The sequence below is a fragment of the Rhizobium sp. FKY42 genome (assembly GCF_005222835.1).
Lineage (GTDB): Bacteria > Pseudomonadota > Alphaproteobacteria > Rhizobiales > Rhizobiaceae > Neorhizobium.
On record NZ_STGA01000024.1, the window covers coordinates 1 to 23,928 of the forward strand.

The following is a 23,928-nucleotide window of genomic DNA, read 5'->3' on the forward strand; positions in this document are numbered from 1 at the left end:
AAACCATACTCAGAGGTGGCTCACTTCTCGGTGGAAAAACCGGCTCAGTTCCGCGCGGAAACCAACAGATTGCTTCAGGATCAGATGTCGCCTGACACTCAAAGAGGCGGTCAGCATTCCCGTCAACAAGGCAAATCGCCGTCTGCTCAAGTGAAACATCCAGGCCAACGTAAAATTCTGTCATTGCCGTTCCTCCTAGTTGAACACCGGTAGGAAAGCACCGGCGTCTCGGGAACCGAAGCTCCGAATACGCCATCTCAACGCTCACTGGTCCATAAGCCTTGACGACGCGCGAGCGAAGATGGAGGATTGGCGTAGAGACTATAATGAGTTCCGGCCACACAGCGCTATTGGCAACAAAGTGCCGATTTCGCTGATGAACGGCTCATCGGCATCCCCGCCGAACTGAGCCTTAACCCCGGAAAATTCCAGCTCCCGCTGGCCCAAAATCGGGGAGCACGTCAATAACCCCGGAAAACTCCAGCTCCCGATGGACCAAAATCGGGGTGCACGTTATCGGCTCATAAGCCATACTTCAAGAAGAATCACTTTTCAGGGGGCAGACCACATACCAAAATGATGAACTGACGGACAAGCTCCAGGGTGGGCTGCCAGTATAGGGCCCCGTTACTGGGGCTTGAATGCGCGGCCCGCATAAGGTTGTTTGGCATCTGACTGCCCGGCCAGACCTCCACGGGTCGAAATGCACCGTTTCAAGAGAATATGATCGATCGAGCTTTCAACGTTTTAGCTGCTCTTCTTGTACTCGTGATTTTATTAACGGCGCTGGCGGCTCTGCTTCTTCGATTGGCAATCGTTGTGGGCGTCGTTGTATAGCAGTTTCTCCCCAACACTCGCCTTCGCTCCGCGTCAGAAGATTGTAGATGCTCACCCAAAAGCGTGCGGCAGGCTGGTTTGCGCTTCGTTCCGCAACCAGAGCCCTCGTCAGCGCTTCAGACGCAGCAAGATCACCATAACTTGCCGACAATACCCGAGCAGCATCTTGATCAGTGACCATTCCCTCGTACTGCTCAGCCATTTGCAAAACCTCGCTTCTTTTTGCATTTGGACAGTAGAATTTGTGAGCATCATACGGAATCCCCCCACATGAGGGGGTGACCCCTTGAGGATATGCCTCGGTTACAACATAATCCCCTCAGATTGCAGGGGATTTATATGATTGATAGTTTGAGTCCGGTTTATTTATTCGAAAAATCTCATTCACAGATTGAACAGGCCGAAAGTGTTGAAGCGGCGCTAGCCCTGATGCGGGAAAACTACGAACTGGACAACCTGACCTATCATCTTTCGCAGACCGTGATCAGCAAAGTCGATTCTCTCTATGTCCGCACCACCTACCCTGCAGCCTGGGTGGGGAGGTATTTGATGCGGAATTACATGGCCATCGACCCTGTAGTGGTCGAAGGGTTCGAGCGGAGCCTTCCCTTTTTCTGGGAAGAGTTACGTATAACTGAGGCTGCTGTTAACTTCTTGCAGGACGCAAAGGATCATGGCCTTGGCGGTAATGGCTATTCGGTTCCAGTCACCGACAAGTTTGCTAGGCGCGCCCTAGTGTCTTTCAATGGAAGCAAAGAAAACTGGCGCGAATTTGTGGCGAATTTCAGAAATGACTGGATCGAGCTCTCACATCGAATTCACGCAAAGGCGATGCGTGAGCTTTACGGTGAGGATGACCCTGTTCCGGTATTGAGCCCACGTGAGCTTGAGTGCCTTCATTGGTCCGCGCTGGGGAAGGATCATAAGGCCGTCGCCATTATTTTGGGAATTTCGGAACATACAGCGCGGGATTATCTGAAGTCAGCCCGTATTAAACTGGGTTGCGCCAACATTGCTCAAGCTATCGCCAAGGCTTTGAAGCTAAGAGTTATCAGCCCATAACCCCTACAATTGTAGGGGTAGAAAGACAGGGCCACACCTGCGGGAATTTTGTAAAAGTCAGCTAAATGTCATCAGTTCCCCAACGCAACACGTTAAGGGGAATAAAGATGTTCATCACCGTACAGGCGCATCAATTCAGCGCATATTCGCACTTGCTGGATCAATATTTCAAACTTCGCAAGAAGGTATTTGCGGATCATCTGGGGTGGGCCGTCCCCGTCGAAGACGGAAAAGAGACAGACCGCTATGATCGTTTAAAGCCAGTGTATCTACTCTGGTGCGACGAAAACCTTCAAACCTTATTTGGAGGCGTGCGCTTCATGCCCACCACGGGCCCGACGCTGCTCTATGACGTGTTCCGCAAGACATTTCCAAATGCTGTTGAATTGCGTGCACCTGGCATATGGGAGGCCACACGCCTCTGCATTGATGAGGACGCAATACAACAACATGAGCTGAAAATAACAGCGGCGAGAGCATTCAGCCTGATGATCCTTGCGCTCAGCGAGTGTGGCTTGGAACATGGCATCCATACTTTGATATCCAATTACGAACCGCAAATGGCCCGCGTCTACAGAAGGGCAGGAGCCTGTATCCAGGAGCTTGGCCGCGCAGATGGATTCGGAAGGCTTCCCGTCTGCTGTGGCGCCTTCGAAGTTACGACCGAAGTTTGCCAGTTCATGCGCGAGACACTTGGTGTTGATGAAAGCTTCTATAGAACCTCCACGCAAACTTGGTTTGCACAGCCGCTGATGCTGGAGGCAGCTTGAACCATGACGATCAGAGATCCATACGCGCGAATTGTCGCCAAATCACTGGAGTGCCGTGAGGATGTTCAAGAAGCCGGGGATCCGCTGCTCTCCTACCTCTTGGAAATGCTGCTGGAGGCGGCGATCAAGAAGGCAAACATTAGCGAGATAGAATCGCTTGCAAAGCGTATGTACGCGAAGAAGATCCTAGTCAACTAACGTGGCGGCTGCTAGCAAAACTCGTCCAAAAAGCCTGGAGAATTGATGAAACTTCTATCTGCCGTTCTGGCTGCAGGGTTTGCAGCAACGAGTACTGCCTACGCACAATCGGCTACCCGTGCACGAGCACCTGAACCACTGGAAAGTTACTCCGCCTACATCGGGCGCGACGATCTCTACAATTCAAGCGGAGAACGATTGACCAAGCCCTGGCAGATTATTCGTCAGTATCGCGCCAACTATCATCGATATGGCATGCGCGATCGTGGCGATGAGGGTGACAGCTTTTTCGCTGACGAAGTCAACCGCCAGAATCTTGAGTCTATGATGGCCAAATGGCTCAATGTCTTCAACCGCACGGCAGATGATTTTGCGCGGTGATTGCTGGATAAGCGTCCAGATCTATGGGCATGGATCGACAGGCACCTTTCTGAACATCGAAGTCTGGCGATGAGCGTGCCCGGCTTGCTCAAACCCCAATCTTCGCAGCAATCCACTTCCAGAAGATAGCTACCGATCCGCCCACGGCAGCAGCTCCCCAGATGCTGCAGGCTTTTTTGATTTCATACCGTAGCATATATCCGGTCAATTGCTCCTCACCTGATATTGCCGAGTATCCGCAATGTCAGACGAAGGAGGAGCCCCCAGGGTGGCCCCAGCTTTTCAAACATGTTGATCTTGCCGACCTTATGAACGGCGCGGGCGTGACTGAACCGCAGGAACCCATCCCTGCCGTGATAGGCTCCCATGCCGCTTGCTCCGATTCCACCGAAAGGCAAGTTTTCCATAGCGTAATGCAGCAGGGTTCCGTTGATGGTCACGCCGCCTGATTTGCAGTGGCCGATGATCTTCGACTGTGTCTCTCGATTGTCGGTAAACAGATAGAGAGCAAGCGGCCGTGGCTTCGCGTTCACGAAAGCAATGGCCTCATCCACCGTGTCGTAAGGAATAACGGGCAGTACAGGCCCGAAGATCTCCTCCCGCATGAGAAGACTGTCGCGCGGGGGATCAATCACGAGTTTCGGGTAAAGCATCACGCGATCAGATATCTCTCCGGCGTACTTGACAATCCGTGCTCCCGCGGCTTCTGCCTCTTGCACGGCGTTCCTTAGACGCGTCAGATGTCTTTCGGAAATGATGGATGTGTAGTCCCGGTTGGATGCAGGGTTCGGATAGGCTTGTGCCGCTCCATTCATGACAGCGCCGACGAACCGGTCAACGCTATGACGGGGCACGAGTGCGTAGTCCGGCGCGATGCAGGTTTGACCCGCATTGATGAACTTGCCGAAGCTGACGGAGCGGGCCGCGGCGTCTATCGAAAAATCGTCGCAGATAATGGCTGGAGATTTTCCCCCGAGTTCAAGCGTGACGGGTGTGAGGTTGTCCGAAGCTGCGCGCATGATCGATCGACCAACCTCAGTCGACCCGGTAAAGAGCAGATGATCGAATGGCAGTCTTGCAAAGTCCTGAGCGACCGAAACATCTCCCAGGACAACGGAAACCTCATCCGATGCAAAGTTTTCGGAAATCAGTGTCGCCAACAGGTTTGAAAAGCAGGGCGTCTGTTCCGATGGTTTGACCATGACCCTGTTGCCTGCCGCCAGAGCATCCGTCAGCGGCGCTATCGCAAGGGCAAGCGGGTAGTTCCAGGGCGCAATGATGCCCACGACACCCAGTGCTTCATAGCGAACCCATGCTCGGGATGGCTGGAATGCCAGATCGACCTTCCGCCGATCCTCTTTCATCCAGCGCGCCAGATGCCGTTTCGCATGGCGAATCCCGCGGCGTACCGGCAGTATCTCCAGAAGCTTCGTTTCCGTTTCCGACCGCCAGTTAAAATCGGCGGATATCGCTTTGCAAAGCGCTTCCACATTGTCAGAAAGTAGTCTTTCCAGTCGACCGAGCCTGTCGATGCGTTCCGAGTAAGTCGCCTCGGGTCCAGTCCGCGACACGAGGTGCATCGATTGAAAGACCTGCTGAAACTTTGCCACTTAAACTGCCTCGTCAAGAATGAGAGCGGCCGCCTTTTCGCCGATCATGGCGGACGGTGCCTGCGTATTGCCGCTGATCAGGGTCGGCATGATGGAAGCATCTGCCACCCGAAGTCTATCCACGCCCCGAACCTTGAGTGTTGGGTCAACGACAGACCTCACATCCCCTCCCATACGGCAGGTGCCGACGGGGTGGTAGATCGAATCTGCGTGTTCGCGGACGAACTGTTTCACATCTGTCTCATTTCTGAAATCGATTGGATAGAGCGGACGTGATGCAGAACCGGCAAGGGGAGGCGCCTCCACAATGTCATGCACGATCCTAGCGCCCCTCACGAGAAGGTCCAGATCTCTCTCGTCAGAGAAGAACCGGGGATCAATGAGAGGTTTGCTACCGGGGCGATTGGAAGCCAGGCTCACGCGACCGCGACTCTCGGGGCGCAATACACAGACATGGAGAGCATAGCCGGTGGCCACATGCATCTTTCGCGCATGATCGTCCACCAGACCAATACAGAAATGCAGCTGTAGGTCTGGTCTGTCCACCCCCGGGTGGCTGCGGATAAATCCTCCAGCCTCAGCAACGTTGCTGGTCAGCAACCCTGTCTTCTTCCGGTACTCGAAGGCGGCCTTGGCTATGTTGCCCAGCGCTTTTGGCGTGTAACCCACAAGTCCGCCCAATCCAGACAGGATGTTCCCAGTATAATCCACATGGTCCTGCAGATTTTCGCCAACCTCCGGGGCATCGTAAACGACGTCAATGCCATGAGACCGCAGAGCGTCTCCTGGTCCGATGCCGGAGAGCTGGAGAAGGTGGGGCGAGCCAATGGCACCAGCACATAGAATGACTTCACGCCTGGCGCGGATCGCGATTTCTTTCCCGCCTGACCTGATCTTGACGCCGACGGCTGTCCGTTGCTCGAAGACCACGCTCTCAACCTGGATATCGGTCATAACCCGCAGGTTCGGCGGATAGGGGGCGGCGCCGAGATAGGCCTCTGCAGCATTGAAGCGTTTTCCCTGATGCTGAAAGACCTGATAGAGACCAACGCCCTCCTGATCTGCGCCGTTGAAGTCCTCATTGAGCTTAAATCCGCAGTGCTTTGCCGCTTGCAGGAAGGCGAAAGTCGCGGCCCCGGGCGATGTAAGATCGGTAATACGGAGCGGCCCATCGCCTCCGTGATGGTCGTCCGAGCCTCTGCTGTTGCTCTCGCCGCTCTTGAAGAATGGTAGTACGTCGGCCCAACCCCAACCTCTGCACCCAAGGGCCGCCCAGTGATCGTAATCCTGACGCTGTCCGCGAATGTAGATCATGGCGTTGATCAGGCTGGAACCGCCAAGGCCACGGCCACGGGGCACATAACCCTTGCGGTTATTCATGCCCGGCTGCGGTATCGTTTCAAATGCATAATTCTCGCGGTTTCTCCAGGGAACGCGCGTCGCAAGACCCAAGGGTATCTGAGAAAACAATGACGGATCCGGGCCGCCTGCTTCGATCAATACGACCTGCGGCGCATGCTTTGATTTTGCAAGGCCCGTGGCCAGCGCACATCCTGCAGGTCCTGCCCCGACCACAATAAAATCGGCAACCGTCATGTCTCGTCCCCCACCCAGCACAGACACTAGCAAAATTGACGCAGGCGTCAATTCTGATTGCCTGATCCGAGAGTGGCTATGCCGCCAACAAGGACACGAACCAATAGAACGCTGGCAGCAAAGATATCGGCCTCCGCCTCGTCACGCGATTGCAGAAGAAGTTCGAGACCATTGGCCACGATCAATGTTGCGATCTGCTTCAGTTCACCCTGTCCAAGACTGTTGTTGGGAAGCGTGCGCTGCAGATCGAGGATGAGGTCATCAACGATGCCGGTGGTAGCCGAGAGTTTAAACAGGTAGGAGCGGATGTGGTGCTGGTTGCGTGCGCAGAAATCCAGCGCATGCTCGATCCCGAGAATAAATTCCAGAAAACCGCGATAGCTGGATTGCAGCATCGCCTCCAGTTCGGTTTCCTTCCCACGGGCCTCGTTTGATCGCCTGCGGATCTCCGTCGTGAGGTCGGCCAGCAACTCCTGAAAAACGGCTTCCCGTGTCCCATAATAGTTATAGAAGGTTCCTATGGAGATGCCGCTGTGAGCAACGATGTCGCGCACAGTGGACCCGTCCAGCCCATGATGCGCGAAGACATACCAAGCCGCCTGCTTGATCGCATCGCGATTGCGCATCCGTTTGGCTTCGAGCTTGGAAGACGTCTTTGGCTTGCTCGCGCTTTCCATCATGATCCCGGTCACGGAAGATAGGTCTGCTGAAAACCACCTGCAGATAGTTGCTTATAGCTTTCCATGCTCGATGCGGGGAAGTACGTATCGCGAAAACAGGTCTGCCTCTGCGGCGTGAGGGTAGCCGGACAGAATGAAGGCTTCGATGCCAGCCTGTTGGTATGCCTTCAATTTGGCCAGAACCTGGTCTGGATCGCCGACGATCGCAGCGCCACATCCGGACCTTGCCCGACCGATCCCGGTCCAGAGGTTGTCCTCGACATAACCATCATTTGCCGACTGCTCACGCAATTCGGCCTGACGGCGAACCCCCACAGATTGACTGTCCAGTGATTTCGCACGAATTGCAGCGCCGGTCGCATCGTCCAGTTTCGAAAGCAGCCGATCTGCAGCTTCCCGCGCCTCACTTTCGGTTTCGCGCACCACGACATGGACGCGATAACCGAAGCGAAGCGTGCGGCCCTGGCCTTTCGCGCGCTCTGTAAGATCGCGAATGACATCCTTCACGGCTTCCATGCGGTCCGGCCACATGAGGTAAACATCAGCGCCGACCGCCGCTGCATGACGTGCATCTTCGGAAAGGCCGCCGAAGTAGAATTGCGGGCAGCGTCCGGAAAGCGTGGAAATACGCGGTGGCTCAACCTTCAGCTTCCAGAAAGTCCCGTCGTGATCGACGCTCTCTCCGTTCAGGAGTGATCGCAGGATCGTCATCGCTTCGATCGTTCGCTGATAGCGCGGCCCACTGGCCAAGGCTTCTCCCGGGAGATCACTGGAAATGATGTTGATAGCCAGGCGACCGCCTGCCATGCGGTCGATTGTTGCAATCTGGCGCGCAAGCTGGGCGGGCCATGCTTCCCCCATACGAAGTGCCATAAGCAACTTGATCCGCCTGGTCAGAATGGCCATGGCCGATGCAAAGGCCGTCGTATCGACACCAAGCGCGTAACCGGAAGGGAGAAGGATGTTGTCGAAGCCTCCGCTTTCGGCCTGAAGAACGATATCCCGACAGTGCTCGAAGCTGGACTGAAGTCTCGCATCAGGAACGCCAAGAAACTGGTAATCGTCATCGCATAACGCGGAAAACCATGCGATCTCACAGGCCTTCGTCATTCAGTTCGGTCCTTATTTACGAACATACGTATCTTTTGCTTTTATAAACGGGCAATCTTCAGATGAAGAGAAAGCGATCCGCATGGTCCAGCAATATTGGTATGAGATTTCAAATCACTGCTTACAAGCGAATTGGAAGCTGTGGGAACGGGCAGTCAGGTGACGACGCTTCCCGCCAAGCTCATCACGCGACCATTACCTCAACTGCGAACGACGCCTTTTTTTAGAACGATGTTGCCGTATAGGCGTGTTTCGCCGGTCTGGATGATCGCAAAGCACTGTTTTGCTCGCGCGTAGAACGCATGGCGCTCGAGAGTCCCGCACTGTCCACGGTCACCGACGATAGCCCTCAGTTCCTGCACGGCAGGCGGGACTTCATCCGGATTGCCAACGACCTCCATGGTGACGGCCGGGACATCGACGAAATCATCGAGAGGTAGAACAGAAAGAACCGCTTCCGTCGCCCTTGTCACGCTGATCCCGTCCAGCCGGACTAGCCGCTGGGCATTCGTCGTTCCCGGAAAATTCGCGTCCACGATGGCAATCTCATCGCCATGGCCCATGGCCCTGAGAATATGTAGCAGATCCGGCGAGAGCAGTGGGTCGATATTGATCAGCATGTCATCCTCCTCGAAGCGGTCGATGGACAGACGCATGACCACGAGGACAAAGCGTTACCGACAGCGACCGGTCTCCGTCAAGTATATGATTAGACACTGCTCAACAGCAGACTTGTTTCACTGTTCGAAACCCCCTCGATCATCCTGACTTCACGAAGCACGCGATCGAATTCCCCAAGATTGGCGGCACGAATCTGCGCCACGAGATCCCAGTTGCCGTTTGTGGTGTGCAGGCTGTTGATTTCCGCAATGCCACGCAGTTTCCTAATGACCTGCCCAGTCGCTTTGCCTGTGACTTCGATCATCATAATGGCCTGGACGCTTTGGGAATCAAATTCCTCCCTGACCCGCACCGTGAAGCCCAGCAGTATACCCGACTCTTGAAGGCGATCGAGGCGGTTCTGAACGGTGCCTCGCGCCACATCCAGCAACTCGGCCAGTTTGGACAGGGATGCGCGTCCATCGATCCGCAGTTGCGCAATCAACTGGCGATCGAGATCGTCTGGAATATAATGCTGCCTGTTCATTAAAATGTCCGTTCAAACAAGTTGGTAGACCAAATTGCTTAATTCGCTGTCGGTATCAACACAAACTTGATCTTTTCTATAAGTTTGGCAACAGGCACACTCGTAACGAAGCTCAACCAACGAGGTGAATATGTTGCACGCTCCATCGAAAAAGGCGCTCGTACCGTTCGTCAGTGTCGCCAATATGATGCGACTGGTTCATCATGTCGGGGTAGAGGTCTTCCTGAAGGAGTTGACGCACGCAATAGAAGCGGACTTCGCGCGTTGGCCGGAATTCGACAAGACGCCGAGGCTTGGCTCGCACTCCCATGACGGTGTCATCGAATTGATGCCGACATCTGACGGTCAGATCTACAGTTTCAAATACGTGAACGGCCACCCGAAGAACATGGCGCAGGGTTTGCAGACCGTCACAGCATTCGGACTTCTGGCCGATGTCGCCACGGGCTATCCCGTTCTGCAAACAGAAATGACCGTACTGACGGCGCTGCGTACAGCCGCAACCTCTGCCATGGCAGCCAGACACCTGGCACCGAAATCCAGCCGAACAATGGCGATCATAGGTAACGGCGCGCAATGCGAATTCCAGGCACTTGCCATGCGTGCCGTGCTGGGTATCGAGAGCGTTCGGCTTTTCGATATCGATCCGAAGGCGACGGAAAAGGTCGTCCGCAATCTTGCGGGCAGTGGCTTGAAAACAGTGGCATGCTCCTCGGCTCAGGCAGCCATTGAGGGTGCTGATATCATCACGACCTGTACTGCCGACAAGGCCTTTGCGACCATCCTGACCGACAACATGGTCGGCTCTGGCGTGCACATCAATGCGATTGGTGGGGATTGCCCCGGGAAAACCGAACTACACCCGGATATCCTGAAGCGGGCGGATACATTCGTCGAATATCCTCCGCAGACCTGGATCGAAGGCGAAATCCAGCAGATGCCGAAAGACTTTCCCATTACCGAATTGTGGCGGGTTGTGACCGGTGAGACAGAAGGACGCCGTGATCCACGCCAGATCACGCTTTTCGACAGTGTTGGCTTCGCCATCGAGGATTTTTCAGCCCTTCGATATGTCCGTCAGAAAATCCGTGACACCCAGTTCTTCGAAGAACTCGACCTGATTGCCGATCCTGATGATCCACGCGATCTGTTCGGCATGCTCAGCCGGGCGGCGGGTTAACGCCGCGCGGCTGAAGCCCTTGGTTAGCCTCGTCCTGACGACCAGCGATGCCAATCTGCTTCGCTGCCGTAGAAGACGTTGAGGTCGATCTTCCCGTCTACACCCTGGGAGAGACCGGAGCCGGAATATTGCCAGAACAGCCAGCGACGGTCCGGATAGACCTGCGAGGGGTGTTGTGCAACCGCCCGCAGCCAGAAGGGATGATGCGGGAAGGCTCCGCGCAGATTGTCGGCATAGAAATCCGGGGCCGTGTAGATGATCGGTCGCTTGCCGTAGTGCTTTTCGAGAATGTCCATGAAGACCTGCATTTTCTCGCGGATCTTCTCTGGCGACAGTCTGCGCTTGCAGTCGGAAAGGTGATTGTATTCCACGTCTATCACCGGCGGCAACGCGTCGGGATCCTTTGGCACATTCCGAATGAACCAGGCTGCCTGTTCGGTTGCCACCCGGCACCAGTAGAAGAAATGATAGGCACCGCGCTTGATGCCAGCTTCCTTGGTCTTGCGCCAGTTTGTTCGGAACATCGGATCGAGATGATCGCCGCCGTCTGTTGCTTTGATGAAGGCGAAGTTAGCGCCCTGGGTGCGCAAGGTCGCCCAATCGATCTCGCCCTGCCAGCGTGAGACATCAACTCCGTGAACGGGATGATGGCGTGGCGTGACCTTCCCGAAATTGATCGGTTTCGCATCGCGGAAGCGCTGATTGTAGATCCGTGGGCCCTTGGCAGAGGCGGATGGCGAAGGGTCCTGCGGCATCATCATCGCGACTGGACGCGCCGACGACATGGGCATGCCGACCTGGCTTTGCTTAACATCCAGCGCCTGCGCGTGAGGCGCTGCAGATCCCGCCCAGGCGAGTTCGTGGGGTGCTGCCTCCGGTGCTGATTGTGGCATCGGCTGCGAAGGCACGGATGCCGCTCGGGCGGAGGGCGGCGCCACGCTGTTCCCGATCGAGGCCGGTGGCGTGACTGGCGTCAGCGCGCTCGTCGTTTCCTTGGAAGGAGCGAGGTCAAGCGCATCCTCGGGTCCACTGGAACGGCAGCCCCCAAGAAGGATGCAGCCGATGAAAATGGCAGGCAAGACCGGAAAACGCATTACACCAACACTCTGCTTGCTTCAGCACACCGGAATGCCCGGATGCGCCCGTCCAACGGGGATTAGCTAACAGAGACTTACCAGAGAATGGTAAATGCTAACTTTACCATTCCGGTTCGGGATGGTTTTATCAAGAGCAACAGTTCAACTTTTAATCACGACCCAGAGAGGTAATGGAGCAAGCGAGTTTGTTTGCCTGGAGAAGGGCTGCGCCAGTTGCAAGAAGCATCTGCGGTAGAATGAGCCACTCAAGGCTCCAGGCGGCACCCGAACGCTCCTGCTCATGCACGAGCGAGTGATGCATCCCGGAGACCTGAACAGAGTTAAAGCGAGCGAGGGTAACCAGTATTTCTGCCGTGACCGGGTTCTGCTTGTGCGCCATTGCCGAAGACGCACCTCCGCCGGACATGGCGATCTCGCCGCCGATCTCTGCCATCAAGGCAATGTCTTGCCCGAACTTGCCGAGGCTGCCGGTGATCAAAGACAGCAGGTTGGAAAGGTCGGCGACAACATCGCGTTGACTTTGCCATTGCTTTCGGTCTGCGAGATCGAGTTCTTGGGCGAGTGCTGCACGAAGATCTGCGGCGCGATTTCCAAACTTGTCGAGCGATCCGGCAGCTCCTCCAAACTGAACCGGAAATCCCGTTTGCGACATTTCAATGGCCCGTTGAAGGCAGCGTTCGAGCGGAGCTTGCCACGCAAAGATACGGTCGGCGACGGTGATCGGAATGGCCGCCTGCATGCGGGTATATCCCATGAGCGAGCGCGATCCATATAACTGGTTCAGCTTGGCGAGGTGATCGATCAAGGATTGCAGCCGACGGATGAGGATCGGAAAGATCGACTTCAGTCTCAGCATCAGACTCGTGTCGATGACGTCCTGGCTTGTTGCGCCATAGTGAAGGTGTCCGGCCACGTCGGAAGGCAGCGCTGCGCGTAGCTGCTTGACGAGGTTTGCGACGACAACACCATCTGTCGCAACGCCAGCCTTCAACTGATCCATATCAGGCCAGAAGTATTTGCACGTAGCAACAATAGAATGAGCGGCCGTTTGTGGAAGTATGTCAGCTTCAGCCTGTACGTGCGCAAGCGCGGCTTCGAAGGCAAGCATCGCACGAATGTCCGCCTCCGCCCCCAGATGTTCAGAGATTTCGTCGTCTCCAAACAGACCGGAGAGAAAAGGATGGGCGAAGGCGGTCGCGTTCATGGTGCCTCAGATATCAAAGAATACAGTCTCATTCTCACCTTGCAGGTGAATGTCGAAGGTCACCGTGTCGCCCTCGCGCTTGCCGATGAGCGTTGGCACGCGCACACGATGCTCGATCCGGTTCAGAACCGGGTCCTGCGCATTGGCAGCTTCTTCGTCAGAGAAGTACATACGCGTGTGCAGGCCGATATTGATGCCGCGAGCGACGATCCAAAAGGTGACATGAGGCGCCATTAGCGAACCATCATTGAAGGGCACTCGGCCCGGCTTGATGGTCTCAAATACAAATTCCCCCGTCGTCATGTCGGCTGGGCATCGTCCCCAACCGGCGAAATGGGGATCGGCGGTACCCCGTGTTTCCGATGGACTGTTGTAGAAACCGTCGCTATCGGCCTGCCATATTTCGATCAGTGCATCCCGCAATGGCGTACCGGAACCGTCGATGACACGGCCACGGATCGTGATCCGCTCGCCACGGGTCTTGTCGTTGTAGAGCGGACCTGAACCGAGATCCGTCTCGTATACGCCGTGAATGCCGGTAAAGTTTGGCGTACAGCCGATGTGCACATACGGACCGGCTGTCTGGGAAGGGGATTCCTTCAAGTAATTCAGCGGCTGTACCATATCAGTTACCCTCCTTGCGGTTCTCGAAGAAGGTCGAGCGTCGACCGCGCAGAACAATGTCGAACTTGTAGGCGCGCATGTCCATCGGGATCGTATTGTTCATGTCGAGCGGCGCCACCAGACGCTTGATCGCTTCCTCATCCGGAATGGTTTTGACGATCGGACAAATCCAGATCAGTGGATCACCCTCGAAATACATCTGTGTGATCAGCCGCTGGGCGAAGCCGTGCCCGAAAACTGAGAAGTGAATGTGCGCGGGGCGCCAGTCGTTTACACCGTTTGGCCACGGATATGGACCCGGCTTGATGGTCTTGAACCAGTAATAGCCGTTTTCGTCTGTCACGCAGCGGCCGAAGCCGCCGAAGTTCGGATCGAGCGGCGCAAGATAAGTCTCTTTCTTGTGCCGATAACGACCACCCGCATTGGCCTGCCAGAATTCGACGAGCGCGCCTGCAACGCCGACACCGCGTTCATCCAGAACACGACCGTGCACGAGAATACGCTGGCCAATCGCCATTTCGCCGGGCTTTGCGTAGTTGACGATCAGATCGTTGTCGAACTCGTTTATGATGTTATGGCCGAAGACCGGGCCGGTGATTTCGCTCTTCGTACCTTCAAGGGATATCAGGGCGCGCTGGGGCGAGCGCAGCACCGAAGTTTTGTAACCGGGTGTCAATGCAGGCGGGTGCATGGCTCTGTCTCGAGCGAAGAACCCTCCCGTTTCGGGCAATGTATTTTTCATTTCGTAACCTCCTCGGCGCCGGCTGACGCCTCCATCTCGGCATAGACCGATTTTGCTATCTTGATGGCATGATTTGCTGCCGGAACTCCGGCATAGATTGCGACATGAAGAAGTGCCTCGCGGATATCCTCTTTTGTCGCGCCTGTATTCGCCGTGGCACGAATATGCATGGCTACCTCATCGTCCTGGCCGAGGGCAGCAAGAAGTGCGATCGTCACGATGGAGCGTTCGCGTTTTGAAAAGTGGGAGCCGGACCAGACCGTTCCCCAGGCCGCCTCTGTAATGAGACGCTGGAATGGCTGATCAAACGGTGTTTCATTGGCGTTGGCGCGGTCGACATGCGCATCACCCAGAACGGAACGGCGCGTTATCATACCTTGGCGATAACGGTCCGAGACATCTGTACGGTCGGTCATGATCGGCTCCAGTCAAAGGGCGTATAGAAAACGGCGAAAAATGCCGATGAAGAGTTCTGGCGTCTCGACACAGGGTATGTGCGCCGCTCCTTCGATGAGCTCGAAACCGCAACCCGGAATGAGGTCGGCAAGCGAGCGCACCAGTTCCGGAGGGGTAGAACCGTCTTCCGCGCCGACAACGCAGTGCGCGGGGACCGCGATACGCTTTGCGACATCGGTAAAATCTGCATCACGAATGGCTGCACAAGCGCCGGCATATCCTTCGACGGGCTGGCGAAGGAGCATATTGCAGTAGCCTCGGTAATCAGCGTTCTCAGCTATTCGGTACGGACCTGTAAACCACCGTGACATGATGGGTTCGAGTATGCTCCCAATCCCGCCGCTCTCCACCGCACCAATGCGCGCTGCCCAGAATTCCGGTGTGCCGATTTTATGTGCCGTGTCTGCGAAGAAAAGACCCCGAATGAGATCCGGGCGCTTGTCGTAGGTACTGAGCGCAATCAGCCCACCGATGGAAAGCCCGCAGAGCGTCACATCGCGCAGGTCGTAGTGCTCAATGAGAGCGATCAGATCGTCCGCGAACGTTTCGATCTGATAGGGCGGCGAAGCGAGATCCGACAGGCCATGTCCGCGCTTATCGAATGTCAAAAGCGTGAATTCACCCGAAAGCGTCTCGACAACCTGGCTCCAGATGCGTCTATCCGTTCCGAGCGAGTTGATGAAGGCAATCGTGGGCTTGCCACTGTCAGCCCCGACGATGTCATGGCTGATTACCACATCGCCAATGCGCAAGAATTTCATGATGAGTTCCTCCAACCCCTTTATTGCATCGCTCAAATGGTTAGGTAAAATAAGATTTTGAGGCCATATTATTAACTCAGGGGTTATTATTTGATCGGATCGCGTATCAAGTACCGTCACCTTCAGACCTTCGTGGAGGTTGCCCGGCAGCGCAGCGTCGTGAAGGCCGCGGACAGTTTGCACATAAGCCAGCCTGCCGTGACGAAAACGATACGGGAACTCGAGGACGTCCTGAAGGTCGAACTCTTCGAGCGAGATGGACGCGGCATCAGGATCACCAAGCCGGGGGAAGTGTTCCTCCGGCATGCAACCGCATCCCTGACGGCGTTGCGCCAGGGCATTGATTCAGTCTCGCAGGAGCAGTTGGAAAGTGTCCCTCCTGTTCGCATCGGCGCTTTGCCAACGGTGTCGACCCGCATCATGCCGCGTGCGATGGAACTTTTTCTTGCGGAAGGCACTCGAAGCCGGATCAAGATTGTCACCGGCGAAAATGCTGTGCTGCTGGAGCAATTGAGAACGGGCGATCTGGATCTCGTCGTCGGCCGGTTGGCTCCGCCCGAGAAGATGACCGGCTTCTCCTTCGAGCATCTTTACTCGGAACAGGTGCTTTTCATCGTCCGGGCGGATCACCCGCTGCTGACGGAAAGGGGACCGATTTTCGCCAGTCTTGGCGATTACCCGGTGCTCATGCCGACTCGCGGTTCGATCATCCGACCGGTCGTGGAGCAGTTCCTGATTGCGAACGGTTCCGGACCCCTGACGACCCAGGTCGAGACCGTATCAGACTCGTTCGGTCGCGCTTTTGTCCGCTCAAGCGATGCCATCTGGATCATTTCCAGCGGCGTTGTCGCGGGCGATATTGAAGATGGCGTTCTGGCTCCGCTTCCGATTGATACGACAGAAACACGTGGGCCAGTTGGGCTTACACTTCGCACGGACGCAACACCGAGCCTGCCAATGTCCATCCTGATGCAGAATATTCGTCAGGCGGCTGCCGAGATTTCATGAGCTTTTGGTTTTCAGCCTTCCACGATGCTCGATCAGGAAGAGGAGCAAGCCTAGAATTCCAAGCAAGCCGCCAGTGGCGGCGGTGCCACTCCATCCGCCTGCGTGATAGGTGACGGTGCCGAGCGTCGACCCGATGGCGCCACCAATAAAAGCGGATGTCATGTAGATCGCATTTAGGCGCCCACGCTTTTCCGGTGCGATGGCAAAAATAATCCGCTGCGATACGATCTGGTTGCCTTGCACGGCGGCATCGATCAGAACAGCGCATATCGTCAGCAGAATGAGCCCACCGGCAGCGACTGCATATCCCGACAATGCGAAGAAGACGGCGAGGCCGAGCATGGCCGACATGGATAATACAAGCCCCCAACCGCGATCAGAGAGGCGTCCCACGATCGGTGCCGCAAGCGCACCACCGGCGCCTGCAAGTGCAAAGAGGCCGATCCCTTCCTGGCTGAGACCGAACTGCTCACTGAGTGCGAATGGGATGGCTGTCCAGAACAGATTGAACGCACAGAAGATGATTGCCTGATACATTGACCGCCAACGAAGAACCGGGGTTTCTCTGATCAGGCTTCCCATTGACCGCAGGATTGCGGGATAGCTCATGCTGGATTGGGGTTTTTGTTGCGGCATGACCTTCAACAAGGTAACGCCTATGAATGCCATCAGGCACGCAGAGATGAGGAAGATTGCGCGCCAGCCGAATGTCGCGGAGACGAAAAGTGCGATGGGGCGTGACAGCATGATCCCGGTCAGGACTGCTGCCATGACATTACCTACCACGCGACCGCGCTTCTCAATCGGAACCCTGTGCGCGATGAAGGGGATGAGAACCTGTGCTCCCGTCGAGCAGACGCCAATCAGAAATGAACATATGAAAAAAGGAATCACGGATGTCGAGGCCGCCATGCCGAGCAGGCCGAAGAGCGTGATGGTCAACAGTGTCAGTGTCAGCCGCTTGTTTTCGATCCGATCCGCCAGAGACACGAGGAAGAACAGGCCGATGCCATAGCCAACCTGGGTTGTGCTGACGAGCGCACCAGCAAGATCTCCTGTGATGCCCAGTTCAGGGGCGATCTCGTTGATCAGTGGTTGAGCGTAATAGATATTGGCGACAAGGGAACCCGCCGCCAATCCCACAACTGAGATCAACGTCCGTGACGGTCCAGCGTCACTGTTCTGCCGGTGTTCGGTGCGTTGATCCGTCATTGTTTCAAGCCTTCGGAAGCGTTGCCATGTCGATGACAAAGCGGTAGCGGACATCGCTCTTGATCACACGCTCATAGGCAGTGTTGATATCCTTGATATCGATCAGTTCGATTTCTGCGGTGATGTTGTGCTTGCCGCAAAAATCCAGCATCTCCTGCGTTTCTTTGATCGATCCGATCATGGAGCCGGCGAGGCTGCGACGACCCGGGATCAGTGAGAAAGCATGCACCGGCACCGGATGTTCTGGAGCGCCGACGATAACCATCGTCCCATCGACCTTCAGAAGGTTGAGATAGGCGTTCCAGTCGATGTCTGTGCCCACGGTGCAGACGATAAGATCGAAGGTTCCCGCCAGCGTTTTGAAGGTCTCGGCATCCGAAGTTGCATAATAGGCCTTTGCGCCCAGCTTCAGCCCATCATCCTTCTTGGAAAGCGTCTGGCTGAGGACGGTCACATCTGCTCCCATCGCAGCGCCGATCTGGACGCCCATGTGGCCAAGACCACCCATGCCGACGATTGCGACCTTCTTACCCGGGCCTGCTTTCCAATGTGCGAGCGGCGAGTACAGCGTGATGCCGGCGCACAGGAGCGGCGCAGACTTGTCGAGCGGCAGGTTGTCTGGGATTGACAAAACATAGCCTTCTTTCACGACGATATGGTCCGAATAGCCGCCGTAAGTGGGGGTCTGACCATCAGCCTCTACATCGTTGTATGTCTGAACGAGGCCCGGCAGATACTGCTCGTTATCGACGTCGCGCGTCTGGCAATGAACGCACGAGTCGACAAAGCATCCGACACCGACATGATCGCCGACCTTGAAGCGTGTTACCTTGGGCCCGACGGCCGTTACGACACCTGCGATTTCATGACCCGGCACCATCGGAAACCGCGAATTGCCCCATTCGTTACGAGCCTGGTGAATATCGGAGTGGCAGACGCCACTGAACTTGATGTCGATCACGACATCATCCTCGCGCGGCTCACGGCGCTCGAAGGTAAAGAACTCAAGCGGCTTGGATGCATCCGTTGCCGCATAGCCTTGTGCTATAGCCATGTTTGAACCTTCCGGAATTGACCTGAAAATGAAACTGCCCCGTTGGGGGGGCAGCAGCAACATTACTTAACGCGCAAATGCGCATTCTGGTTTGTTCGATCAGCCGGAATTGTTGCACGATTCTCCAGACTGCTTCAGGTCGAGGTCAATACGGCAGCCCGACGTAGTTTTCTGCCATCGCCGTAGACGCCGCCTTGGAGTGGATAAGGTAGTCGAGCTCTGACTCCTGGATCTTTTGCCCAAAGTCGCCGGTATCGGGAAAGCGGTGCATCAGGGTCGTCATGGACCAGGAAAAGCGAACCGATTTCCACACGCGGCTAAGTGCGCGTTCCGAATAGGCGTTGATACCTGCTTCGGACTTTTCTGCGAAATATTCCTGGAGGCCGTTGAAAAGATAATAGACATCGCTCGCAGCAAGGTTCAGCCCTTTCGCCCCAGTCGGTGGAACGATATGAGCGGAATCCCCCACCAGGAATAGCCGGCCGAACCGCATGGGTTCTGCAACGAATGACCGAAGAGGGGCAATGGATTTTTCGAACGAGGGCCCGACGACCAGAGCCTCCGCGTGATGCGCAGGGAGGCGAAGACGGAACTCGTCGAAAAAGCGCTCGTCACTCCAATTTTCGACTTTATCATCCAGTTCGCACTGGATGTAATAGCGGCTACGGGTCTCGGAGCGCATGGAACTGAGCGCAAAGCCTCGCGGATGGTTGGCATAGATCAGTTCGTGGCTGACAGGCGGAATATCAGCGAGGATGCCAAGCCACCCGAAGGGATACACTTTCTCAAAGGTCTTGATGGATTTCTCCGGAACCGATTTCCGGCTGACACCGTGAAAGCCATCGCAGCCTGCAATGAAGTCGCAATCAATCCTGTGCGTCACCCCGTTCTTTTCGTAGGTGATATAAGGATTTCCGCCATCAAAGTCGAAGATCTGCACATGGTTCGCCTCGTAGACCGTGGTGCCGCCAGCGGCTTCGCGCGCATCCATCAAATCGCGGGTTACTTCAGTCTGGCCGTAGACCATGACCCGTTTACCAGTCAGGGCAAAGAGATCGATCCGATGATCGCGTCCGTCGAAGGCAAGTGAGTAGCCGTCGTGCGGCAGGCCCTCGGCAAACATCCGCGCTGCAACACCGGCTTCTTCGAGAAGTCCGACGGTTCCCCATTCCAGGACGCCTGCACGGACGCGGCCCAGAATATAGTCGCGGCTCACCCGATCGACGATAATGTTGTCAATGCCTGCTCTAGTCAGCAACTGTCCCAACAACAGGCCCGATGGCCCCGATCCAATGATGGCAACTTTGGTGCGCATGAAATCCTCCGGATGCTCTTCCTCTCCGTGAAAATTGGCAAAGCCCACGTGGCTTAACAATGGACAAATCTGCCGGCTTATTGGACAAATCGAACATGACTGCGGGGAGGCGGATATAACGTGTCAGTTCCTACTTATGGACTTTACGGTGAAGATCCCGCAGAGAGTCGACTTTCCTGGTTGCATTGCGAAACCATCGTGTCGCGGAGCAGCACGTACCGCTTCGAGATTGCGTTACACCGGCACGAGAGTTTCTTGCAGTTTCTTTACATCCGCTCCGGCGCGGGTGATGTTGTTCTGGAAGACGCTACCATCACGCTGCAGCCTCCTTGCGTTGTCGTGATTCCGCCCGGCCCCGCACATGGTTTCCGCTTTTCGCGCGATATTGATGGACTCGTTATCACGATTGCCACCCGGCTTGTTCGCGAACCATTGCGTAACGTAATTGATGATTCACTAGGACGACTGTCAGATCCGCTCCTAATACCACTTGATGAGGATCCCGCCGACGCGAGTTATTTCCAGGCGACATTCGCCCGCATCGTGACAGAACATAAAGTGGATACTCCGCAGAATGACATTCTTCTCGAATTGCATGTTGCGGCGGTCATGGTCATGCTGATCCGGAGAGTCTTACCGGCGCTGGGTACTCAACCCGAAACGCTGGCGGAGTTGCGTATACGCCAGTTCAAGGAATTGATCGTTCGTCACCTGCGCGATCATTTGCCTGCCGAAGCCTACGCTCGGCAATTGGGTGTTTCGCCCACTCATCTTAATCGGATGGCTCGCCTCGTCAGCGGCAAGACGGCTCATGAACTTATTATGGATCGCCTGATGGACGAAGCATGTCGTGAGCTCGTCTTTACCGGATACAGCATTCACCAGGTCGCAGAAAACCTGGGCTTTAGTGACGCAGCATATTTTTGTCGGGTATTCCGCAGCCGGATTGGTCTCACACCCAAGACCTATCGCGATCAGGAGATTGCGCGGATGAGGAACAAAGGGGTTTGAATGCCTGTTTATCGGACTGAACGATGAAGGAGGTTTCATGACCGAGCATTTGCAGGAACTGTCTGGCAACGGGCGTCTATCTCTGGGTGGAGAAGAATCCAGCGTCGGCTATAAGCTTGTTGCCATACAACAGCCGGACCAGCAGATTGTCGTCGCCGTTAGCGTCATGGCTCCTCGTGACTGGCTTCTGAAGCAAGGCTTTGAACGAGAGGCGACGCTCCATCGTGAAGCTGGTGAAGACCTTGATGTCATTCTCGACGACCAGTTGGACGTAAGCCATCCAATCTCTGTGACGCTTCGGAGCGAAGACCGGACGTTCGCTTCCCTCGAAGCAGTTCGGGCGGCCTTTCCTGAATTGGGCTGGATGAGAGATTGACGGAATGTGCCGTCAGGGTTCGGTAAAGCCTGACGGCGTCAACTCGATCGGATTGGAACGCGGGTCTGTTCGAAAATAGAGAGCCCCCTTGGTCCGGGATTCGGCGGGCGCGAAATCGAATGTGACCTCGGCAGTCTCGGACAGTACGCTTTGCGGCGTTACCTTTCCAACCACCCGAACTGCAGCAGCAGTGCTCGGTCCGGAATTTTCCAGTTCAATATCGACCCGGTAAAGCGCTCCGGCCTGCTCAATCCTAAGTATTTTGACGGTGAGGTTGGGTGGTTTCGAATCGGCCACGAGAGCCTCCCGGCCTATCCACGACAACAGAGCCAGAACAAGCACGGTCGATACGATGCCCGTCAACCATTCGATCCAGTGCGGGTTGCCGGTCTCTGTATGGGTCTTTTGTTGCCTGTTTGAAATAGTCATGGTCGGTCTCGCAGCACGAGGCGAGCGGAGGCAGCGCCCACTGCGCCGGGGAAGTTCAGTACGATCATGGACATCATGGCTTGCGCCAGCGACGCATCGTCCAGTCGACCGAATGTCCAAAGAACGCAGACGCTGATGAGTGAGGTAACGACATAGCCGGGCAGTGTGAACCGGACGAGGGCGTGCCAGGCGGGTGCTTTGCCTGCGAGCGTGTGAGTTCCGCGAAACTTTGCGGCGTAGACGAAAGCGTGCATCAGCAAGATGGAGATGACAATCGTCGCCATGCTGTGCCAGTGCGTCATCTTGTAGGAGATCGCAATGACCTCCTCTGTTGGCGCGATGTTCAAATTGAGAAACAGTGCGCCGACCGCCATCATGAACAGCTCCCCTGTATAACTGGTGGATGCTTCTTCGGCTGGCTCTTGTTCCTTATCGTCGTCCTGTTGTCCGCCCAACTGGCTGCGCCCAAGGAGTGCACCGATGCTTGCCGGAACAGCCTGAAGCGCGATTTTCCCGATCCATTCGCGCGGCGGCTGATCCTCCATCACGATACCCAGAAGAGTGAGAATTGCAGCACTGGTGAGGATGCCGAGCGCGTATGCAACAATTGCGTCTCGCACCGCCTCTGACCAAGTGAACGTATGTTCGAACCCGATGCGCCGCGCAGCAGCCCGATAGCGAAACGGATCGTTTCGGATTGATCGTCAGTCCTCATGCGCAAAAGCCACCGGGTCGTCAGCAACGGAACGATGCAAGTCCTTCAAAGGATCGATCTGCAGATTGGCGCAAATCTCGACCTCACGGACTTAGAGCGGCTGGGTGCATCGAAAAGGGAACCTGGTCAGAATTCTTGCGGTGGATGCCTTGCAGTGCTGCAAGAGAAAAACCAGATCTGAACCATCAGCTGAGTTGTGCGTTTGCACGGCTCCAGACAACGCCGATTATGAGGAACGACCGTGGACGTCATTCGTATTCTTTTCGCCATTCTCCTGCCCCCGGTAGGCGTGTTTCTGCAGGTCGGTCTCGGCCTTCATTTCTGGCTGAACATACTGCTGACGCTGTGCGGCTATCTCCCGGGTATCATTCACGCGATCTGGGTGATCGTGAAAAAATAAAGTTGATGGGCGTATTTACGTCTTGAGCGCCCTTGGCCAATTTGCGCCTCATGCATATGAGCATGAGGCGTTTTTGCGAGGGACGAGATGATGGCGGTCTTGGGAGTATCGGTGCAGGAACTCGCGCTGCTTGTCATTGCACTCCTTCTTGCAGGATGTTTGACAGGAATACTGGCAGGATTGTTCGGTGTCGGCGGAGGCGCCATCATTGTGCCTGTACTTTACGAGCTCTTTCGTCTGCTCGGCGTGCCAGAAGACTTGCGGATGCCGCTGTGTGTCGGCACTTCGCTGGCCATCATCATCCCGACATCTTTCCGCTCTTACCGAACACACAGGAGCAAGGGCGCCGTTGATCGGGACGTTTTGAAGGTTTGGGCGGTTCCGATTTTGTTTGGCGTACTGGCGGGAAGTATTATTGCCCGCTATGCGCCGCCGGAAGTCTTCAAGCTGGTCTTTATCGCCGTTGCAGGTTTTTCAGCTGTCAGGCTTCTATTCGGTCGGGAGAGCTGGCGGCTCGGGGTTGAACTTCCGGGTAAGCCCATTCTGCGTGCCTATGGTGTCGTGATCGGCCTGCTGTCGTCGCTCATGGGAATTGGTGGAGGGCAGTTGTCGACGCTGATGCTGACCTTCTACTCGCGTCCAATCCATCAGGCCGTAGCAACCTCTTCCGGCGTCGGGCTGCTTGTTTCGATCCCAGGAGCGCTTGGCTACATCTACGCGGGTTGGGGGCGAGTTGCCGAGAATCCCGAAATCGCGGCTTTGCAGTTCCCGCTCGCCCTTGGCTATGTATCGCTGCTTGGAGCTATATTGTTTATCCCCACGAGCGTCTTGTGCGCTTCCTTCGGTGCCAATCTTGCGCACCGCCTGTCCCGCCGTCGACTTGAACTGGCTTTCGGTGTCTTTCTGCTTCTGATTTGCATCAGGTTCCTGCTTTCGCTCTGAACGCAGTCACC

Annotated in this window: 27 protein-coding genes and 2 pseudogenes; 11 read left to right on the forward strand and 18 right to left on the reverse strand. The window is 55.7% G+C overall.

Annotated features, from left to right (window positions below; genetic code table 11):
* A pseudogene (locus E8M78_RS23535) lies at positions 1–184 on the reverse strand (hypothetical protein); the annotation flags it as partial.
* 72 nt (positions 185–256) lie between these two features.
* Between E8M78_RS23535 and E8M78_RS08765 the strand changes: the two are divergent.
* The 5 genes and pseudogenes from E8M78_RS08765 to E8M78_RS08790 form a co-directional block, all read left to right on the forward strand.
* Positions 257–409 (forward strand): annotated as a pseudogene (locus tag E8M78_RS08765) (integrase core domain-containing protein); the annotation flags it as partial.
* 767 nt (positions 410–1,176) lie between these two features.
* The gene (locus E8M78_RS08775) at positions 1,177–1,899 is read left to right on the forward strand and encodes a LuxR family transcriptional regulator (RefSeq protein ID WP_137134714.1); all 723 of its coding nucleotides are present in this window, start codon (positions 1,177–1,179) and stop codon (positions 1,897–1,899) included.
* A gap of 107 nt (positions 1,900–2,006) precedes the next feature.
* Positions 2,007–2,669, forward strand: coding sequence for an acyl-homoserine-lactone synthase (locus E8M78_RS08780; protein ID WP_137134715.1), 663 nt, complete (start codon positions 2,007–2,009; stop codon positions 2,667–2,669).
* 3 nt (positions 2,670–2,672) lie between these two features.
* On the forward strand, positions 2,673–2,867 hold the full coding sequence (locus E8M78_RS08785) for a hypothetical protein (RefSeq protein ID WP_137134716.1): 195 nt from the start codon (positions 2,673–2,675) through the stop codon (positions 2,865–2,867).
* A 45-nt stretch (positions 2,868–2,912) separates the two neighbouring features.
* On the forward strand, positions 2,913–3,248 hold the full coding sequence (locus E8M78_RS08790; RefSeq protein ID WP_246658275.1) for a hypothetical protein: 336 nt from the start codon (positions 2,913–2,915) through the stop codon (positions 3,246–3,248).
* 215 nt (positions 3,249–3,463) lie between these two features.
* On the opposite strand, the gene E8M78_RS08795 is transcribed toward E8M78_RS08790, so the two are convergent.
* The 6 genes from E8M78_RS08795 to E8M78_RS08820 form a co-directional block, all read right to left on the reverse strand.
* Entirely contained in the window at positions 3,464–4,858 is a 1,395-nt protein-coding gene (locus E8M78_RS08795) for a coniferyl aldehyde dehydrogenase (protein WP_205910232.1), read from the reverse strand.
* Complete coding sequence (locus E8M78_RS08800; protein ID WP_137134717.1) at positions 4,859–6,454, reverse strand: GMC family oxidoreductase N-terminal domain-containing protein; 1,596 nt, start codon at positions 6,452–6,454, stop codon at positions 4,859–4,861.
* Between the two features lie 47 nt (positions 6,455–6,501).
* Positions 6,502–7,146 (reverse strand): TetR/AcrR family transcriptional regulator, encoded by a 645-nt coding sequence (locus E8M78_RS08805; RefSeq protein WP_137134718.1) that lies wholly within the window; start codon positions 7,144–7,146, stop codon positions 6,502–6,504.
* Positions 7,147–7,185: 39 nt separating this feature from the next.
* Positions 7,186–8,244, reverse strand: a complete 1,059-nt coding sequence (locus E8M78_RS08810; protein ID WP_137134719.1) for an LLM class flavin-dependent oxidoreductase — start codon at positions 8,242–8,244, stop codon at positions 7,186–7,188.
* Positions 8,245–8,444: 200 nt separating this feature from the next.
* The gene (locus tag E8M78_RS08815; protein WP_137134720.1) at positions 8,445–8,864 is read right to left on the reverse strand and encodes an RbsD/FucU domain-containing protein; all 420 of its coding nucleotides are present in this window, start codon (positions 8,862–8,864) and stop codon (positions 8,445–8,447) included.
* 89 nt (positions 8,865–8,953) lie between these two features.
* A complete protein-coding gene (locus E8M78_RS08820; RefSeq protein WP_137134721.1) occupies positions 8,954–9,391 on the reverse strand; it encodes an Lrp/AsnC family transcriptional regulator in 438 nt (145 codons plus the stop codon).
* 130 nt (positions 9,392–9,521) lie between these two features.
* Between E8M78_RS08820 and E8M78_RS08825 the strand changes: the two genes are divergently transcribed.
* Positions 9,522–10,571 (forward strand): ornithine cyclodeaminase, encoded by a 1,050-nt coding sequence (locus E8M78_RS08825; RefSeq protein WP_137134722.1) that lies wholly within the window; start codon positions 9,522–9,524, stop codon positions 10,569–10,571.
* A gap of 23 nt (positions 10,572–10,594) precedes the next feature.
* On the opposite strand, the gene E8M78_RS08830 is transcribed toward E8M78_RS08825, so the two are convergent.
* The 6 genes from E8M78_RS08830 to pcaD all read right to left on the reverse strand — a co-directional run bounded on the left by E8M78_RS08830 (position 10,595) and on the right by pcaD (position 15,455).
* Positions 10,595–11,665, reverse strand: coding sequence for a GH25 family lysozyme (locus E8M78_RS08830; RefSeq protein WP_137134723.1), 1,071 nt, complete (start codon positions 11,663–11,665; stop codon positions 10,595–10,597).
* A gap of 151 nt (positions 11,666–11,816) precedes the next feature.
* Positions 11,817–12,872: a 3-carboxy-cis,cis-muconate cycloisomerase gene (locus tag E8M78_RS08835; RefSeq protein ID WP_137134724.1), complete on the reverse strand. Its 1,056-nt coding sequence runs from the start codon at positions 12,870–12,872 to the stop codon at positions 11,817–11,819.
* Between the two features lie 6 nt (positions 12,873–12,878).
* Positions 12,879–13,496: a protocatechuate 3,4-dioxygenase subunit alpha gene (gene pcaG, locus E8M78_RS08840; RefSeq protein WP_137134725.1), complete on the reverse strand. Its 618-nt coding sequence runs from the start codon at positions 13,494–13,496 to the stop codon at positions 12,879–12,881.
* Position 13,497: 1 nt separating this feature from the next.
* Positions 13,498–14,238 carry a protocatechuate 3,4-dioxygenase subunit beta gene (gene pcaH / locus E8M78_RS08845; RefSeq protein ID WP_137134726.1) on the reverse strand — a complete coding sequence of 247 codons (741 nt, stop codon included), beginning with the start codon at positions 14,236–14,238 and terminating at the stop codon, positions 13,498–13,500.
* The gene (gene pcaC, locus E8M78_RS08850; protein WP_137134727.1) at positions 14,235–14,654 is read right to left on the reverse strand and encodes a 4-carboxymuconolactone decarboxylase; all 420 of its coding nucleotides are present in this window, start codon (positions 14,652–14,654) and stop codon (positions 14,235–14,237) included. The genes pcaH and pcaC overlap by 4 nt, the downstream gene beginning before the upstream one ends.
* 12 nt (positions 14,655–14,666) lie before the next feature.
* Positions 14,667–15,455, reverse strand: a complete 789-nt coding sequence (pcaD, locus tag E8M78_RS08855; protein WP_137134728.1) for a 3-oxoadipate enol-lactonase — start codon at positions 15,453–15,455, stop codon at positions 14,667–14,669.
* Between the two features lie 90 nt (positions 15,456–15,545).
* Between pcaD and pcaQ the strand changes: the two genes are divergently transcribed.
* The gene (gene pcaQ, locus E8M78_RS08860) at positions 15,546–16,463 is read left to right on the forward strand and encodes a pca operon transcription factor PcaQ (protein WP_137134729.1); all 918 of its coding nucleotides are present in this window, start codon (positions 15,546–15,548) and stop codon (positions 16,461–16,463) included.
* Here the strand turns inward: pcaQ and E8M78_RS08865 are convergent.
* From E8M78_RS08865 to pobA, 3 genes are all read right to left on the reverse strand, one after another.
* Positions 16,458–17,675: an MFS transporter gene (locus tag E8M78_RS08865; protein WP_137134730.1), complete on the reverse strand. Its 1,218-nt coding sequence runs from the start codon at positions 17,673–17,675 to the stop codon at positions 16,458–16,460. The genes pcaQ and E8M78_RS08865 overlap by 6 nt on opposite strands.
* A gap of 4 nt (positions 17,676–17,679) precedes the next feature.
* A complete protein-coding gene (locus tag E8M78_RS08870) occupies positions 17,680–18,729 on the reverse strand; it encodes an NAD(P)-dependent alcohol dehydrogenase (RefSeq protein WP_137134731.1) in 1,050 nt (349 codons plus the stop codon).
* A gap of 145 nt (positions 18,730–18,874) precedes the next feature.
* The gene (gene pobA, locus E8M78_RS08875; protein WP_137134732.1) at positions 18,875–20,044 is read right to left on the reverse strand and encodes a 4-hydroxybenzoate 3-monooxygenase; all 1,170 of its coding nucleotides are present in this window, start codon (positions 20,042–20,044) and stop codon (positions 18,875–18,877) included.
* Positions 20,045–20,242: 198 nt separating this feature from the next.
* Between pobA and E8M78_RS08880 the strand changes: the two genes are divergently transcribed.
* Both E8M78_RS08880 and E8M78_RS08885 read left to right on the forward strand, forming a co-directional pair.
* Positions 20,243–21,055 carry a helix-turn-helix domain-containing protein gene (locus E8M78_RS08880; RefSeq protein ID WP_281405058.1) on the forward strand — a complete coding sequence of 271 codons (813 nt, stop codon included), beginning with the start codon at positions 20,243–20,245 and terminating at the stop codon, positions 21,053–21,055.
* 37 nt (positions 21,056–21,092) lie between these two features.
* Positions 21,093–21,431 carry a hypothetical protein gene (locus tag E8M78_RS08885; RefSeq protein ID WP_137134734.1) on the forward strand — a complete coding sequence of 113 codons (339 nt, stop codon included), beginning with the start codon at positions 21,093–21,095 and terminating at the stop codon, positions 21,429–21,431.
* A gap of 12 nt (positions 21,432–21,443) precedes the next feature.
* Here the strand turns inward: E8M78_RS08885 and E8M78_RS08890 are convergent, their stop codons facing one another.
* Together E8M78_RS08890 and E8M78_RS08895 are read right to left on the reverse strand one after the other, a co-directional pair.
* Positions 21,444–21,860 (reverse strand): hypothetical protein, encoded by a 417-nt coding sequence (locus E8M78_RS08890; protein ID WP_137134735.1) that lies wholly within the window; start codon positions 21,858–21,860, stop codon positions 21,444–21,446.
* On the reverse strand, positions 21,857–22,558 hold the full coding sequence (locus E8M78_RS08895) for a TIGR02587 family membrane protein (protein ID WP_137134736.1): 702 nt from the start codon (positions 22,556–22,558) through the stop codon (positions 21,857–21,859). Before E8M78_RS08895 ends, E8M78_RS08890 begins: the two co-directional genes overlap by 4 nt.
* A gap of 258 nt (positions 22,559–22,816) precedes the next feature.
* Between E8M78_RS08895 and E8M78_RS08900 the strand changes: the two genes are divergently transcribed.
* Together E8M78_RS08900 and E8M78_RS08905 are read left to right on the forward strand one after the other, a co-directional pair.
* On the forward strand, positions 22,817–22,975 hold the full coding sequence (locus tag E8M78_RS08900) for a YqaE/Pmp3 family membrane protein (RefSeq protein ID WP_082547372.1): 159 nt from the start codon (positions 22,817–22,819) through the stop codon (positions 22,973–22,975).
* 90 nt (positions 22,976–23,065) lie between these two features.
* The gene (locus E8M78_RS08905) at positions 23,066–23,917 is read left to right on the forward strand and encodes a sulfite exporter TauE/SafE family protein (RefSeq protein WP_137134737.1); all 852 of its coding nucleotides are present in this window, start codon (positions 23,066–23,068) and stop codon (positions 23,915–23,917) included.
* The last annotated feature ends 11 nt before the right edge of the window (positions 23,918–23,928 follow it).